13 protein-coding genes, 1 pseudogene and 2 riboswitches are annotated in these 15255 nt (G+C 68.2%); of the genes and pseudogenes, 11 read left to right on the forward strand and 3 right to left on the reverse strand.

Translation table 11 applies throughout. The annotated features are described in order from the left end of the window. Positions 1–317, forward strand: a 317-nt coding sequence (locus CF68_RS18520) for a cytochrome c5 family protein (RefSeq protein ID WP_035821466.1), incomplete at its 5' end; no start/stop codon positions are given. A 73-nt stretch (positions 318–390) separates the two neighbouring features. Here the strand turns inward: CF68_RS18520 and hemN are convergent. Continuing rightward, positions 391–1875 carry an oxygen-independent coproporphyrinogen III oxidase gene (hemN, locus tag CF68_RS18525; protein WP_035821467.1) on the reverse strand — a complete coding sequence of 495 codons (1485 nt, stop codon included), beginning with the start codon at positions 1873–1875 and terminating at the stop codon, positions 391–393. A 175-nt stretch (positions 1876–2050) separates the two neighbouring features. Between hemN and CF68_RS18530 the strand changes: the two genes are divergently transcribed. Continuing rightward, positions 2051–3187 carry an ABC transporter substrate-binding protein gene (locus CF68_RS18530; RefSeq protein WP_035821468.1) on the forward strand — a complete coding sequence of 379 codons (1137 nt, stop codon included), beginning with the start codon at positions 2051–2053 and terminating at the stop codon, positions 3185–3187. On the opposite strand, the pseudogene CF68_RS18535 reads toward CF68_RS18530, so the two are convergent. Both CF68_RS18535 and CF68_RS18540 read right to left on the reverse strand, forming a co-directional pair. After that, positions 3173–3373: pseudogene (locus tag CF68_RS18535) on the reverse strand (ATP-binding protein); the annotation flags it as partial. The gene CF68_RS18530 and the pseudogene CF68_RS18535 sit on opposite strands and share 15 nt — an antisense overlap. 51 nt (positions 3374–3424) lie before the next feature. Beyond that, entirely contained in the window at positions 3425–5521 is a 2097-nt protein-coding gene (locus CF68_RS18540) for a UvrD-helicase domain-containing protein (protein ID WP_035821471.1), read from the reverse strand. A gap of 282 nt (positions 5522–5803) precedes the next feature. Between CF68_RS18540 and CF68_RS18545 the strand changes: the two genes are divergently transcribed. The 9 genes from CF68_RS18545 to CF68_RS18585 all read left to right on the forward strand — a co-directional run. Then, on the forward strand, positions 5804–6031 hold the full coding sequence (locus CF68_RS18545; RefSeq protein ID WP_035821473.1) for a glycine zipper 2TM domain-containing protein: 228 nt from the start codon (positions 5804–5806) through the stop codon (positions 6029–6031). A gap of 77 nt (positions 6032–6108) precedes the next feature. Further along, positions 6109–6196: riboswitch (glycine riboswitch) on the forward strand. Between the two features lie 21 nt (positions 6197–6217). Next, a riboswitch (glycine riboswitch) is annotated at positions 6218–6343 on the forward strand. A 96-nt stretch (positions 6344–6439) separates the two neighbouring features. Next, a complete protein-coding gene (gene gcvT, locus CF68_RS18550; RefSeq protein WP_035821477.1) occupies positions 6440–7567 on the forward strand; it encodes a glycine cleavage system aminomethyltransferase GcvT in 1128 nt (375 codons plus the stop codon). An 88-nt stretch (positions 7568–7655) separates the two neighbouring features. Beyond that, on the forward strand, positions 7656–8036 hold the full coding sequence (gene gcvH / locus CF68_RS18555; protein ID WP_010812169.1) for a glycine cleavage system protein GcvH: 381 nt from the start codon (positions 7656–7658) through the stop codon (positions 8034–8036). 100 nt (positions 8037–8136) lie between these two features. Then, positions 8137–11067, forward strand: coding sequence for an aminomethyl-transferring glycine dehydrogenase (gene gcvP / locus CF68_RS18560; protein WP_035821480.1), 2931 nt, complete (start codon positions 8137–8139; stop codon positions 11065–11067). A gap of 144 nt (positions 11068–11211) precedes the next feature. Then, positions 11212–12588 (forward strand): L-serine ammonia-lyase, encoded by a 1377-nt coding sequence (locus tag CF68_RS18565; RefSeq protein ID WP_035821483.1) that lies wholly within the window; start codon positions 11212–11214, stop codon positions 12586–12588. 55 nt (positions 12589–12643) lie between these two features. Further along, the gene (locus CF68_RS18570) at positions 12644–13381 is read left to right on the forward strand and encodes an MBL fold metallo-hydrolase (protein WP_035821484.1); all 738 of its coding nucleotides are present in this window, start codon (positions 12644–12646) and stop codon (positions 13379–13381) included. A 27-nt stretch (positions 13382–13408) separates the two neighbouring features. After that, positions 13409–13882, forward strand: coding sequence for an OsmC family protein (locus tag CF68_RS18575; RefSeq protein WP_035821486.1), 474 nt, complete (start codon positions 13409–13411; stop codon positions 13880–13882). Between the two features lie 10 nt (positions 13883–13892). Beyond that, positions 13893–14756, forward strand: coding sequence for an alpha/beta hydrolase (locus CF68_RS18580; protein ID WP_084187315.1), 864 nt, complete (start codon positions 13893–13895; stop codon positions 14754–14756). Positions 14757–14891: 135 nt separating this feature from the next. Then, on the forward strand, positions 14892–15255 hold a 364-nt coding region (locus CF68_RS18585), incomplete at its 3' end, for a hypothetical protein (RefSeq protein WP_235205813.1).

The following is a 15255-nucleotide window of genomic DNA, read 5'->3' on the forward strand; positions in this document are numbered from 1 at the left end:
CTGCACCGGCAGCTCCCGCTGCTGCGGCCCCGGCAGCTGCTGCCGCCGCCGCACCCGCTGCTGCGCCGGCCGCCTCGGCCGACGTGGGCAAGAAGGTCTATGAGCAGGTCTGCGCCGCCTGCCACGCAGCCGGCGTGGCCGGTGCGCCCAAGTTCGGCGACAAGGCCGCCTGGGCGCCGCGCCTGAAGGAAGGCATGGACGCGGTCCACAACTTTGCGCTCAAGGGCAAGGGCGTGATGCCGCCCAAGGGTGGCTACGCCGGCCCGGACGCGGACGTGATCGCCGCCTCGGACTACATGGCCAACGCCGCCAAGTAAGTCCGCCCGCTGCAAACGAAAAGCCCGCGCACATTGCGCGGGCTTTTTTTCGTCCGTACCGCCTGCGCGGCCGCTACACCACGCGCGAGTACCGCGCCCGCGGCACGAAGCGTACCGGCTGCGCGCCATCGTTGGCGGCAGCGGCCCGGGCACCAGTGTCCGCTGGCCGCGCGGCATCCTCGCGCAGGTAGCGGTCGAACACCATCGCCACACGCCGTACCAGCAGCCGGCCCAGCGGCGTCACGGTGATGCGTTCCGGCGCGCATTGCACCAGCCCGTCCGCGCCGAGTGCGGCGAGGTCGGCCAGCTCCGGCGCAAAGGCCGTGCTGAAGCAGATGCCGTGGCGCGCTTCCAGCGCCGGGATATCGAGCATCCCATTGCACATCAGGTCGCCGATGATCTCGCGCCGCAGGTGGTCGTCGGCGTTCATCTCCACGCCGCGCGCCAGCGGCAGGCGGCCGTGGTCGAGCGCGCCGTAGTACTCGTCCAGCGTGCGCGCGTTCTGCACGTAGCGCCCCGCGATCGCGCCGATCGCGGAAATGCCGAGCCCGACCTGGTCGTAGCCGGCATGCGTGGAGTAGCCCTGGAAGTTGCGCTGCAGCCGTCCTTCGCGCTGGGCCACGGCGAGATCGTCGTCGGGCAGCGCGAAATGGTCCATGCCGATATAGACGTAGCCCTCGGCGGTCAGCCGCTCGATGGTGGAGACCAGGATGTCGAGCTTCTCGCCGGCGGGCGGCAAGGCGTTTTCATCGATGCGGCGTTGCGGCTTGAACACATGCGGCAGGTGCGCGTAGCTATAGACCGAGAGCCGGTCGGGACGCAGCGCCAGCACCTGCTCGATGGTGCGGCCAAAGCGCGCCGCGGTCTGGTGCGGCAGGCCGTAGATCAGGTCCAGGCTGACCGAGCGGAAACCCAGCGTGCGCGCGGCATCCACCACGGCGCGGGTCTCTTCGAAGGGCTGGATGCGATGGATGGCCTGCTGGACCTCGGGATCGAAATCCTGCACGCCCAGGCTGACGCGGTTGAAGCCCAGCTCGGCCAGCAGCGCCATGCGGGCGTGGTCGACGCGGCGCGGATCGATCTCGATCGAATGCTCGCCCTCGGCCGCCAGTTCGAAATGCTCATGCAGCAGCGCCATCACGCGGCGCATCTCGTCGGGGTCGAGGAAGGTCGGCGTGCCCCCGCCCCAGTGCGACTGCAGCACCTGGCGGCGCGGCCCGAGCCGGTCTGCCACCAGCGCCATCTCGCGGCCCAGGTAGCTGACGTAGCGGGCGCTGCGGCCGTGGTCGCGCGTGATGATCTTGTTGCAGCCGCAGTAGTAGCAGATGTTCTCGCAGAACGGGATATGCAGGTACAGCGACAGCGGCGCCGGCGCGTCGGACCGGCAGGCGGCCAGTGCGTCGTGGTACAGCGACAGGTCGGGGCCGCTGCGGAAGCGGTCGGCCGTCGGGTACGAGGTATAGCGCGGGCCGTTGCCGTCGATGCGGCCGGCCAGCGCGCGGAAGTCGGACAGCGCGCGGCGGTCGGGCGCAGGGGAAGTCATGGCAGACGGGATCATTGGGGGCGCGGGGGTATGGGTGTATGACGGCCCATCGTAGGGCCGCACCGCCGCTGGCGCGTTGACCGCCGTCAACCGCGGGCATTGGACCTGTGGGCGGCAGGCGTCACATTGGTGTCATGTGTGGCGGATACGCTGCGCGCCACCGCCGGCCCGCGCGTCACCTGCCCCTGCAATGCCAACTCCCGACCAGACACCAACGCATCCGCCGTACCCACCGCTGCGCAGCCACCTGGCAGCACCGGCCCGGCACCGGCGCCGCCTGCTTGCCGCCGCCGGCGCGGCCCTGGCCCTGCCCGCCTGGCCAGCGCTGTCGCAGACGCAGGCGCGCCGCACGGTCGTGGTCGGCCACCTGCTCGACCGCGGCGGCGCGCAAGCCGACCTTGCGCGCGACTACCTGGCCGGGGCCAAGGTCATGTTCGATGCTGTCAACGCCGGCAACGGCCCGGTGGGCATCGCGCACGTGGTCCGTGACGCCGATCCCGACCCGCGCCGCGCGCTGGCGCAGGCGGTGTCGCTGGCCGATACCGAACGCGCCGAGCTGCTGTTCGGCCCGGGCGACCGGCTGTTGCCGGCGCTGGCGGCATCGGCCGAGCTGGGCCGGCGCGGCGTGCAGATCGTGGCGCCGCTGTCGGGCCTTGGGCTGACGGCCGACAACGTCTGGTTCACCCGCGCCGACTACCAGGCCGAACTGGACGCGGCGGTACGCCAGCTGCGCAGCTATGGCCTGACCAGCATCGCGCTGGCCCTGGCGCCGGACTTCGCCGCCCCGTCGCTGGCACGGCTTGAGGCGCAGACCGGGACGCGCGCGGTGCCGCTCGACGCCAATCCCGATGCCGCCGCCCGGCGCATCGCCGCCACCCGCCCGGGCGCGGTGATCGTGGCGGGCGATACCCTTGCCTACGCCGGCCTGGGCCGCGCGCTGGCGGTGCAGGGCTGGTACGGTTTCCTGGTCGGGCTGTCGTCGGTCAGCGCCACCGCCGCGCGCGAGATCCTGGGCGCTGGCTACAACGGCGGCATGGTGCTGACCCAAATCGCGCCCGGGCCGCAACAGGCCACGCTGCGGGTGGTGAAGGAACACGTGGCGCGCATGAAGCAATACCTGGATGAGCCGCCGTCGCCGGCCACGCTGGCCGGCTATATCGGCGCGGCGTGGCTGGCGCGCGCGCTGGCCGGCCTGCGCGGCAGCGGCGCGGCCGAGATGCGGCGGGCGCTGCAGGGGCGCGTGGACGTGGGCGACTTTGCGCTCGACTTCACGCACGGGCAGCGCGGCTCGCAGTACGTCACGCTGGCGGCGTCAGCCGCGCGGTAAGGACAGGCGCGCGCGCAGGCCGCCTTCGGGGCGGTTGCTCAGGGTCAGCTCGCCGCCATGGCGCGCGGCAATGTCGGCCGCGATCGACAACCCCATGCCGACCCCGCCGGTGGCACGGCTGCGCGAGGATTCTACGCGGTAGAACGGCTCGAGCAGCACAGCCGCCATACTAGGTATGCCCGCACCCGGCGTCCCGTCAGCCTGGTAGGCCTTTGTTTCGGGACTGTAGCGCCCCGTTCAGCCCGGGGCCGTCTTGCCGCCGGTTCCCAGCAGCGCCTTGAGCGCGCCGAGCCGGTCCTTGGGGCTCATCGCCGGGGTTTCATCGACTGGCGCAGGCGCTTCCTCCAGCTTCATCTCGCCGATAAAGCGCGAAGGCTGGCACGAGTAGGTCTCTCGCGCGCGCTTGCGCTTCTTGCACCAGCTGACATGCAGGCTGCGCTGGGCGCGGGTGATGCCGACATACATCAGCCGCCGTTCTTCCTCGATCTTCTCGTCGCTCATGTCCTCGTCTTCGCGGCAGTGCGGCAGGATGCCCTCTTCCACGCCGACCAGGAACACGTGCGGATACTCCAGCCCCTTGGACGCATGCAGCGTGGACAGCCGCACCGCATCAGGGTCTTCCTCGCGGCCTTCCAGCATGCTCATCAGCGCCACGGTCTGGGTCAGTTCGAGCAGGTTCTTGCCTTCGCTGCCGAAGCCGTCGGCATTGTCGAAGCCGGTGGCTTCCTCGCCCTCGGCGCCTTCGGGCTTGGTGCCCTTGCGCTTGAGCCACTCCAGGAATTCCAGCGTATTGGTCCAGCGCGACTGCGCCTGCCGTTCGTCGAAGCTGTCGTACAGGTAGGCCTCGTAGTGGATGCCTTCCATCAGGTCGTCCAGCACCACGGTGGCGGGATCCTTGGCCGCGCGGTCGGCCAGCCGCACCATCGATTCGCAGAACACGCGCAACGGCTCCAGCTGGCGCGGCTGCAGCTTGCCTTCGATGCCGCCCATCATCGCGGCCTCGAACAGCGACACCTTGGCCTGGCCCGCGAAGGTGCCCAGCGCTTCCAGCGTGGTGTTGCCCACGCCGCGGCGCGGCGTGGTGATGGCGCGGATAAAGGCGGGATCGTCGTCGGGGTTGGCAATCAGGCGCAGGTAGGCGCAGATGTCCTTGATCTCGGCCTTGTCGAAGAAGCTCTGGCCGCCCGACAGCACATAGGGAATCCGTTCGCGGCGCAGGATCTGCTCAAACAGCCGCGCCTGGTGGTTGCCGCGGTACAGGATGGCATAGTCGCGGAACTGCGCGCGGCGCTCGAACTTGTGCGCGGACAGGCGGAACACCACCGACTCGGCCTCATGCTCCTCGTCGTTCATCGGGTGGATGGCGATGGGGTCGCCCATGCCGTGCTCGCTCCACAGCTTCTTGTCGAACAGCTTGGGGTTGTTGGCGATGACCGCGTTGGCTGCTTCCAGGATGCGCACGGTGGAGCGGTAGTTCTGCTCCAGCTTGATCACCTTCAGGTCCGGGAAATCGGTCTGCAACCCGCGCAGGTTGTCCAGCGTGGCGCCGCGCCAGCCGTAGATGGCCTGGTCGTCATCGCCCACCGCGGTAAAGGCCGGCGCGCGCAGGTGCGAGCCGCCCGCCAGCAGCTTGAGCAGCTGGTACTGGCAGGCGTTGGTGTCCTGGTATTCGTCGACCAGGAAGTAGCGCAGGCGGTTCTGCCACTTGAGCTGCACCGCTTCATTGCGCGCGAACAGTTCGGCAGGCAGGCGGATCAGGTCGTCGAAATCCACCGCCTGGTAGGCGTGCAGCGTGGCCACGTAGTTGCGGTAGACCAGCGCGGCCTGGTGCTCGTCGGCATTGGCGGCCTGCGCGATCGCTGCCTCCGGATCGACCATGCCGTTCTTCCACAGCGAGATCGTGCCCTGCACGCCGCGGATCAGCTTCTTGTCGGTGGTGCCGAGCTGCTCCTGGATCAGGCCGAAGCAGTCGTCCGAATCCATGATCGAGAACTGCGGCTTCAGGCCCACGTGCTCGGCCTCCATGCGCAGGATCTGCACCCCGAGCGAGTGGAAGGTACAGACCGTCAGCTGCTTGAGCGGGATGCGCTTGCCCTCGCGCGTGGTCTTGCCCTCCATCAGCTTGCCGATGCGCTCCTGCATCTCCTTGGCGGCCTTGTTGGTAAAGGTGACGGCGGCGATATGGCGCGGCTCGAAGCCCTTGTCCTCGATCAGATGCGCGATCTTCTGCGTGATCACCCGGGTCTTGCCGGAGCCCGCCCCGGCCAGCACCAGGCAAGGGCCGTCCAGGTAGCGGACGGCTTCGGATTGGGCGGAGTTCAGGCCATGGGTCATGCGTGGGATGCGGTTGGAGGCAGGGAAATCGGCAGGAACAGCGGAAGGCCAGGCGGGACACGCCAGCCCCAAAAAACGGGCACGGCGGCAAAGCTGCCGATGTTAACACGCTGGCCGCGGCAGGTCAGTCAGCGCAAACCGCGTTGACACGGCCAGTTGTGTCACTGGCGTAACACTTCGTAAAGGCCGGAGCCAATCGCGCAACCAAACGCTCTAACTAATATGTCCCCCTGGCCTGCGCGGCGGGGTTGACATGCTTGAATCATCACATCGGAGCCAATAATGAAAACCCTGCAGACTTTGACCAAGGTGACCCTGATCGGCGCGACCGTCGCGGCCTTTGCCGGTTGCGCGGACATGACCCCGAAGCAGCGTAATACCGCCATTGGCGCGGGCGCGGGCGCCGTGGGCGGCGCCATCCTCACCGACGGTAGCGCGCTGGGTACGCTGGGTGGCGCGGCCGTGGGCGGCGTGATCGGTAACGTTGTCACCGACGACAAGAAGAAGTAAGCCAGACCACTGCAGCGACAGGTACGGCAGGCTCCCCTGGCCGGTTTGACAAAGGCCGGGGCCTCCCGTACATTGCGCGCATCCGACCGGGAGAGCGCGCATCGCCTGCGCCGCCGAAGGGGTATCACCCGAAAACTCTCAGGCACCACGGACCGATCGGATCGGCATGCAATATGCACACGATGCATGCCGAACTCTGGAGAGCGGCACCCGCCATTCGTGGCGAGCGTGCCCACCGAAGGGGCGCACGAGGACGGGATCCGGCAGGATCCGCCTTGTAATCTCTCAGGTATCGAGGACAGAGGGGTCATCCGCCGCAGCGGTGCTACGCCACATTCAGGCGCGGCGAGCGTTGCGGCGGATGGCCCTTTTTTGTTTTCGCCAACCGAGACTGCCCCAGAGGATTCCATGACGCTCCAGGCCACGCCCCTCAACGCCATCCACCGCGCCCTCGGCGCCCGCATGGTTGATTTCGGCGGCTGGGACATGCCGGTCAACTACGGCTCCCAGATCGAAGAACACAATGCCGTGCGCACCGACGCCGGCATGTTCGATGTGTCGCACATGTGCGTGGTCGACCTCGCCGGCGCCAATACCCGCAGCTTCCTGCGCGGCCTGCTGGCCAACAATGTCGACAAGCTGCAGACCCCGGGCAAGGCGCTCTACTCGTGCATGCTGGATGAGAAAGGCGGCGTGATCGACGACCTGATCGTCTACTTCTTTGCCGAGGACTGCTTCCGCCTGGTCGTCAACGCCAGCACCGCGCTGGGCGACATCGAATGGATCCGCGCGCGCAATGCCGCCACCGGCAGCGATGTGACCATCACGCCGCGCCGCGAAGATGTTGCGCCTGCAGGCGTGCAGCCTCTGGCCATCGTCGCCGTGCAGGGGCCCAACGCCCGCGCCAGGGTGTGGAGCACCTTCCCCTCGACCCAGCCTTCGGACACGCTCAAGCCCTTCAACGCCGCCGTGGTCCAGGACCCGGCCATCGGCGAGATCATGGTGGCGCGCACCGGCTACACCGGCGAAGACGGCTTCGAACTGGTGGTGCCGGCCGAGAACGTCGCCGCCGTCTGGGAAAAGCTGAACGCCGCCGGCGTGCGCCCGGCGGGCCTGGGCGCGCGCGACACCCTGCGCCTGGAAGCCGGCATGAACCTGTACGGCCAGGACATGGATATCAACACCTCGCCGCTGGATGCGGGCCTGGCCTGGACGGTGGACCTGCAGAGCGAGCGCGACTTCACCGGCAAGGCGGCGCTGGCCGCGGCCGGTTCGCGCCAGCAATTCCTCGGCCTGATCCTGCGTGACAAAGGCGGCGTCCTGCGCGCCCACCAGAAAGTGATCAGCCCGGCCGGTGACGGTGAAATCACCAGCGGCACCTTCAGCCCGTCGCTGTCCCAATCCATCGCCTTTGCCCGCCTGCCGAAGGATGTCGCCGTGGGCGATACCGTGCAGGTGGAGATCCGCGACCGCAAACTCAACGCGACTGTGGTTAAACTGCCGTTTGTGCGTAATGGCAAGGCACTCGTGAGCTGAGGCTCATACCAACGGTCGCCCTCGCCTGCCGGCACTTGCCGGGCAGGCATCACCCAACAAGAAACAAATCTGTATCCGGAGAACCTTCATGAATTTCCCCGCTGACCTCAAGTACACCGAGTCGCATGAGTGGGTACGCGTCGAAGCCGACGGCACGCTCACCATCGGCATCACCGACCACGCGCAGGACGCGCTGGGCGACATCGTCTTCCTGGAACTGCCCGAAGTGGGCAAATCGGTCGGTGCCGGCGACGCGCTGGCAGTGGTGGAGTCGGTGAAGGCCGCTTCCGACATCTACGCCCCGGTGGCCGGCGAAGTGATCGCCGTCAACGAGGCCGCCACGGCCGCCCCGGAGAGCGTCAATGCCGACGCCTTCGACGCGTGGCTGTTCAAGCTCAAGCCGGCCAACGGCGACGACGTCAATGGCCTGATGTCGGCCGACGCCTACAAGGCCAGCGTCGGCGCCTGACGCCGGCCGCGCCGGTCCAACCATGGACCGGCCACTGCAGACTGACGCGCGCCGTCCCGGCTGACCACCGGCCGGCGCGCACCCCACGAGGTTCTTGCCAATGAACGCCCCGCTTCCCATGAACGCCGCCCAAGTGAACCGGCCCACGCTGGCCGAACTGGAGGCGCGCGACGCCTTCGCCGCCCGCCATATCGGCCCCGATACCCCCGAACAGCAGCACATGCTGAAGGTGCTGGGCTATGACAGCCGTGCCGCACTGATCGACGCCGTCATCCCCGCCGCCATCCGCCGCCGCGACGGCATGCCGATGGGCGAGTTCACCGAGCCGCTGAGCGAGGAAGCCGCGCTGGCAAAGCTGCGCGGGCTGGCAGGCAAGAACAGGGTGCTGAAGAGCTTTATCGGCCAGGGCTACTACAACACCGTCACGCCCGGCGTCATCCTGCGCAATATCTTCGAGAACCCGGCCTGGTACACCGCCTACACGCCCTACCAGCCGGAAATCTCGCAAGGCCGCCTGGAAGCGATGCTGAACTTCCAGCAGATGGTCACCGACCTGACCGGGCTGGATATCGCCAATGCGTCGATGCTGGATGAAGGCACTGCCGCGGCCGAAGCCATGACGCTGCTGCAGCGCGTGAACAAGCACGATTCGAACACCTTCTACGTGGCCGACGACGTGCTGCCGCAGACGCTGGAAGTGGTACGCACGCGCGCGCTGCCGATGGGCATCGAGGTCAAGGTCGGCCCCGCCGCCGATGCCGCCGCGGCCAACGCCTTCGGCGTGCTGCTGCAGTACCCGGGCGTGAACGGCGACGTCAACGACTACCGCGCCATCGCCGACGCCGTGCACGCCGCCGGCGGCCTGGTGGTGGCTGCCGCCGACCTGCTGGCGCTGACGCTGATTGCCGCACCGGGCGAATGGGGTGCCGACGTGGCCGTGGGCAACTCGCAGCGCTTCGGCGTGCCGCTGGGCTTTGGCGGCCCGCACGCCGGCTATATGGCGGTGAAGGACGCATTCAAACGCTCGATGCCGGGCCGGCTGGTGGGCGTGACCATCGATGCGCAGGGTAACAAGGCCTACCGCCTGGCCCTGCAGACGCGCGAGCAGCATATCCGCCGCGAGAAGGCCACCTCGAACATCTGTACCGCGCAGGTGCTGCTGGCCGTGATGGCCTCGATGTATGCCGTCTACCACGGCCCGCAGGGCCTGAAGCGCATCGCTCAGCGCGTGCATCGCCTGACCGCGACGCTGGCCGCCGGCCTGCAGGCGCTGGGCTTCGCGCGCACCAACGCCAGTTTCTTTGACACGCTGACGCTGGAAACCGGCTTCAACACCGATGCGATCCATGCCGCAGCCACCGCGCGCGGCATCAACCTGCGCCATATCAGCGCCACGCGCGTCGGCATCTCGCTGGACGAGACCGCCAGCCGCGCCGACGTGATCGCGCTGTGGGAAGTCTTCACGCAAGGCAAGCCGCTGCCCGCCGAACTGGACTTCGACAAGCTCGAAGCCGCCACGCAGGACGCGTTCCCCGCAGCGCTGGCACGCACCAGCGAATACCTGACCCACCCGGTCTTCAACACGCACCACGCCGAGCACGAGATGCTGCGCTACCTGCGCATGCTGGCCGACAAGGACCTGGCGCTGGACCGCACCATGATCCCGCTGGGCTCGTGCACGATGAAGCTGAACGCCACCAGCGAGATGATCCCGGTGACCTGGCCCGAATTCAGCCAGATCCACCCGTTCGCGCCGCTGGACCAGACCGTGGGCTACCGCGAGATGATCGACCAGCTCGAGGCCATGCTGTGCGCTGCCACCGGCTACGCCGCGGTGAGCCTGCAGCCCAACGCCGGCTCGCAGGGCGAGTACGCGGGCCTGCTGATCATCCATGCGTACCACGCCAGCCGCGGCGAGAGCCATCGCGATATCTGCCTGATCCCGTCGTCGGCGCACGGCACCAACCCAGCGTCGGCGCAGATGGCCGGCATGAAGGTGGTGGTGGTGGCCTGCGATGAGGACGGCAACGTCGACCTGCAAGACCTGGCGAAGAAGGCCGAGCAGCACAGCAAGAACCTGGCGGCGATCATGATCACCTACCCGTCCACGCACGGCGTGTTCGAGCAGGGCGTGCAGCAGATCTGCGAGATCGTGCACAAGCACGGCGGCCAGGTGTACGTCGACGGCGCCAACATGAACGCGATGGTCGGCACCGCCGCGCCGGGCCAGTTCGGCGGCGACGTGTCGCACCTGAACCTGCACAAGACCTTCTGCATCCCGCACGGCGGCGGCGGTCCGGGCGTGGGCCCGGTGGCAGTCGGCGCGCACCTGGCGGACTTCCTGCCCAACCAGGACAGCGTCGGCTATCGCCGCGACGACCGCGGCATCGGCGGCGTGTCGGCGGCGCCGTTCGGCTCGGCCAGCATCCTGCCGATCTCGTGGATGTATATCGCGATGATGGGTTCGGCCGGCCTGACCGCGGCCACCGAGAATGCGATCCTGGCGGCCAACTATGTCGCCAAGCGCCTGGCCCCGTACTACCCGGTGCTGTACACCGGCCAGCACGACCTGGTCGCGCACGAGTGCATCCTGGACCTGCGCCCGCTGCAGAAGGACACCGGCATCAGCAATGAAGACGTGGCCAAGCGCCTGATGGACTACGGCTTCCACGCCCCGACCATGAGCTTCCCGGTGCCGGGCACGCTGATGATCGAGCCGACCGAGAGCGAGGCGCTGCACGAACTGGACCGCTTTATCGACGCGATGATCGCGATCCGCCAGGAAATCGGCCGCGTTGCCGACGGCACCTTCGACCGCGACGACAACCCGCTCAAGCACGCGCCGCACACGGCTGCAGTCGTGACCGCCGACGAGTGGACCCACAAGTACACGCGCGAGGAAGCCGCGTACCCGGTGGCATCGCTGCGCACGCAGAAGTACTGGCCGCCGGTCGGCCGTGCTGACAACGTGTACGGTGACCGCAACCTGTTCTGCGCCTGCGTGCCGGTCAGCGATTACGTGGTGGACTGAGGCGTAGCGCCGCCGGAGCCGCGGCGGCCCGCCAACGAACTATGCTCGAGATGACGGGCATCGCGGTGTCGCGGTGCCCGTCGCAGCCACGCCAACCGACCAAAAAGAGCCTCTTCAGGGCCATCCCATTGCTGGAGACATTCCGTGGCAGTCAGCGTCTTTGATCTGTTCAAGGTGGGCATCGGCCCGTCGAGCTCGCATACCGTGGGCCCGATGCGCGCGGCCCTGATGTTCGCGCAGGGGCTTGAGCGCGACGGCCTGTTGCCGCAGGTCGCGAGCGTGCGAGCGGAGCTGTACGGTTCGCTGGGCGCCACCGGCAAAGGCCACGGCACCGACAAGGGCGTGATCCTCGGCCTGATGGGCGAGGCGCCCGATACCGTCGATCCCGATTCCATCGACACGCAACTGGCCGCGCTGCGCGCCAGCCGCGAGCTGTCGCTGCTGGGCAAGCACATCGTGCCCTTTGTCGAGAAGGAGCACATCGCCTTCTACCGGCGCGAAGCGATGGCCGAGCATCCCAACGGCATGAAGTTCCATGCCTTCGACGCCGGCGGCGCTTCACTGCGCGAGGCGCGCTACCTGTCGGTCGGCGGCGGCTTCGTCGTGACCGCGGGCGCACCCAATACGCAGGTGCTCAATGCCGCGCAGCAACTGCCGCACCCGTTCCGCAGCGGCAAGGACATGCTGGAGATGGCCACCGCCAGCGGCAAGAGCATCGCGCGGCTGATGATGGAAAACGAGCTAACCTGGCGCAGCGAGGAAGAAGTCACCAGCGGCCTGCTGCATATCTGGGATGTGATGCAGGCGTGCGTGGCGCGCGGCTGCCGCACCGACGGCGAGCTGCCGGGGCCATTCAGGGTCAAGCGCCGTGCGCCTGAACTGTTCCGCAGCCTGACCGAGCGCGCCGAGCGCACGCTGTCGGACCCGCTCTCGGTGATGGACTGGGTCAACCTGTATGCCATAGCAGTCAACGAAGAGAACGCCGCCGGCGGGCGCGTGGTCACGGCACCTACCAACGGCGCGGCCGGCATCATCCCCGCCGTGCTGCATTACTACGACCGCTTCGTGCCGGGCGCCAACAAGCAAGGCGTGGTCGACTTCCTGCTGACCGCGGGTGCGATCGGGCTGCTGTACAAGCTCAATGCGTCGATCTCCGGCGCCGAGGTCGGCTGCCAGGGCGAAGTCGGCGTGGCCTGCTCGATGGCCGCCGGCGCGCTGGCGGCGGTGCAGGGCGGCAGCCCGGCGCAGGTCGAGAACGCGGCCGAGATCGGCATGGAGCACAACCTCGGGCTGACCTGCGACCCGGTTGGCGGACTGGTGCAGATCCCGTGTATCGAGCGCAACGCAATGGCCTCGGTCAAGGCGGTCAACGCGGCGCGCATGGCCTTGCGCGGCGACGGCACGCACTACGTGTCGCTCGATTCGGTGATCAAGACCATGCGCGAGACCGGTGCCGACATGAAGACCAAGTACAAGGAAACGGCGCGCGGCGGGCTGGCGGTGAATATCGTGGAATGCTAGGCGCAGCGCGGCGTATCATGGCGGCGTTTCCCGAGCAAAAAACAAGAGAGCAGCCATGCAGACCTTCCACCAGCTGTTCGACGAGACCTCGTCCACCTTCACCTACCTGCTGATCGACGCCGCCACCGGGGACGCGCTGCTGATCGATCCGGTCGACCACCAGCTGGAACGCGACCTGGCGCTGCTGAAGTCCACTGGCGCGCGGCTGGCGTGGGTCATCGAGACCCATGCCCATGCCGACCACATCACCTCGGCCGGCCACCTTGCGCTGCAGACCGGCGCGCACACTGCGGCGCCGTCCGGCTGCGATATCAAGCCCGCACAGAAGCAGTTGATCGACGGCGATACTGTCGTCTTCGGCAAGCAGGTGCTGCGCGCCATCCATACGCCCGGGCATACTGCCGGCAGCATGAGCTACCTGTGGGAAGAGCCCACGCCCGACGGCATCGTGCGCCGCGTCTTCACCGGCGATGCCCTGCTGATCGACGGCTGCGGCCGCACCGACTTCCAGTCGGGCGACGCCGGCACGCTCTACGACAGCCTGACCAGGAAGCTGTTTGCGCTGCCCGACGACACGCAGGTCTATCCGGCCCACGACTACAAGGGCCGTACCTCGTCCACCATCGGCCAGGAGCGCGCCCACAACAGCCGCGTCGCCGGCCGCACGCGCGAAGAGTTCATCGAGATGATGCGCAACCTGAACCTGCCGCGCCCGAAGCTGATCGATGTCGCCGTGCCGGCCAACCAGCGCCTGGGCCTGCGCGACGGTGAAAGCGTGCCGCACGGCGCCTGAGGTTTTCCTAACGTTAGGAGTCTTTGCATGTCCACATACACCGCTGAAGTCCTGTGGCAACGCGACGGGCAGGATTTCGCCGGCAACCGCTACAGCCGCAGGCATGTGCTGCGCTTTGACGGCGGCGCGGAAGTCCCGGGATCATCGTCGCCCCATGTGGTGCCATTGCCGATGTCGGATGCGAGCGCGGTCGATCCCGAGGAGATGTTCATCGCCTCGCTGTCCAGCTGCCATATGTTGTGGTTCCTGTCGCTGGCGGCGAAGCAACGCTTTGTCGTCGACCGCTACCTCGATGCGGCCACCGGTGTGATGGCAAGGAATGCGGACGGACAGATAGCGATGACCGTGGTGACGCTGCGCCCGCAGGTGACGTTTGGCGGCGAGCGCGAGCCCACGCGCGAAGAACTCGATGCCCTGCACCATGCCGCGCATGACGCCTGCTTTATCGCCAACTCGGTCAGGACCGAGGTGCGCTGCGAACCGGTGTTCGCCGGCGCCTGAGCGCGTTGCCATGCCTGCCATCGTCCCGGCACCGGCGCCAGCGCGGCTGGTGTCGCCGCGGGCCACGCCGGTTCGACGCAGGGTGCTGCGCTGGCTCGGTGCGGGACTAGTCCTGCTTGCCGGAATCAGCATGATGCAGGATCACTTCCTCTACTTCCCCGACAAGGCCTCGGTCGACGATATGGTCTCGCCCGGGCTGCGTGCCTGGCCGGGGCCGCAGGACTTTCGCGGACTGGTCGCCGAGCCGGCCGGGCCGGCGCGCGCCACCGCCATGGTCTTTCACGGCAATGCCGGGCACGCCGGGCATCGCGACTACTACGCCAGCGCGCTGACGAAGCTGGGCCTTCGCGTGATCCTGGCCGAGTACCCGGCCTACGGCCCGCGCACCGGCGCACTCGGTGAGCGCAGCTTTGTGGCAGACGCGGAACAATCGATTGCGCTGGCCCGGCGCCAGTTCGGCGGCCCGCTGCTGCTGGTCGGCGAGTCGCTGGGCGCGGGCGTGGCCGCAGCGGCCGCGGCGCGCCAGCGCGAGAGCGTCGCAGGCGTGCTGCTGATCACGCCGTGGGACAAGCTTGCGCATATTGCCTCGCATCACTATCCCTGGCTGCCGGCCGGCTGGGTGCTGCGCGACCGCTACGACAGCGCGGCCAACCTGGAAGGCTTCGGCCGCCCGGTGATGGTCGCGGTCGCCGAACGCGACACCATCGTGCCGGCACGCTTCGGCCAGGCGCTCTATGCATCGCTGGGCGAACCGCGGCGGCTGGCGGTGATCGACGGCGCCGGGCATAACGACTGGACCGGGCATGTCGATACGGCCTGGTGGCAGGAAGCGGTCGCGTTCCTGCTGTCCCCGCCACCCACCACAAACAAATAACATCGGGCCGTCAAAACGCTGATTTGACTTACCCCTGCGCGCCGCAAATACTGGCCTTCACAGAACGGCTCGCCACTTGCGCACCGGTCGGTGCATCCAGCGTTGCGTAGCCGACACCCGTGGGGGAACATCATCATGAAGCAATGCCAGCATCGCAAGCTGTTCCGTGGCCTCGGCGTACTGGCCGGGGCCATCGCGCTGGCCCCGGCGCTGATCCCGGCCCAGGGCATGGCGCAGAACAAGCCTATGGCCTATCCAGCCAAGGGCCAGAGCCAGCAACAGCAGGCCAGCGACGACGGCGCCTGCTACAGCTGGGCCAAGCAGCAGACCGGCGTGGATCCGGCTCAGGCCGCCAACGCCCCGCCGCCGGCCCAGGCGCAGAGCGGCCAGCGGGTGCGGGGTGCCGCGGGCGGCGCCGCGGCGGGTGCCGTGGTGGGCGCGATGGCAGGCGATGCCGGCAAGGGTGCGGCGGTCGGCGCTGCAGCGGGGACGGGGGGGG

The organism is Cupriavidus sp. SK-4 (assembly GCF_000611125.1).
GTDB classification, from domain to species: Bacteria; Pseudomonadota; Gammaproteobacteria; order Burkholderiales; family Burkholderiaceae; genus Cupriavidus; species Cupriavidus necator.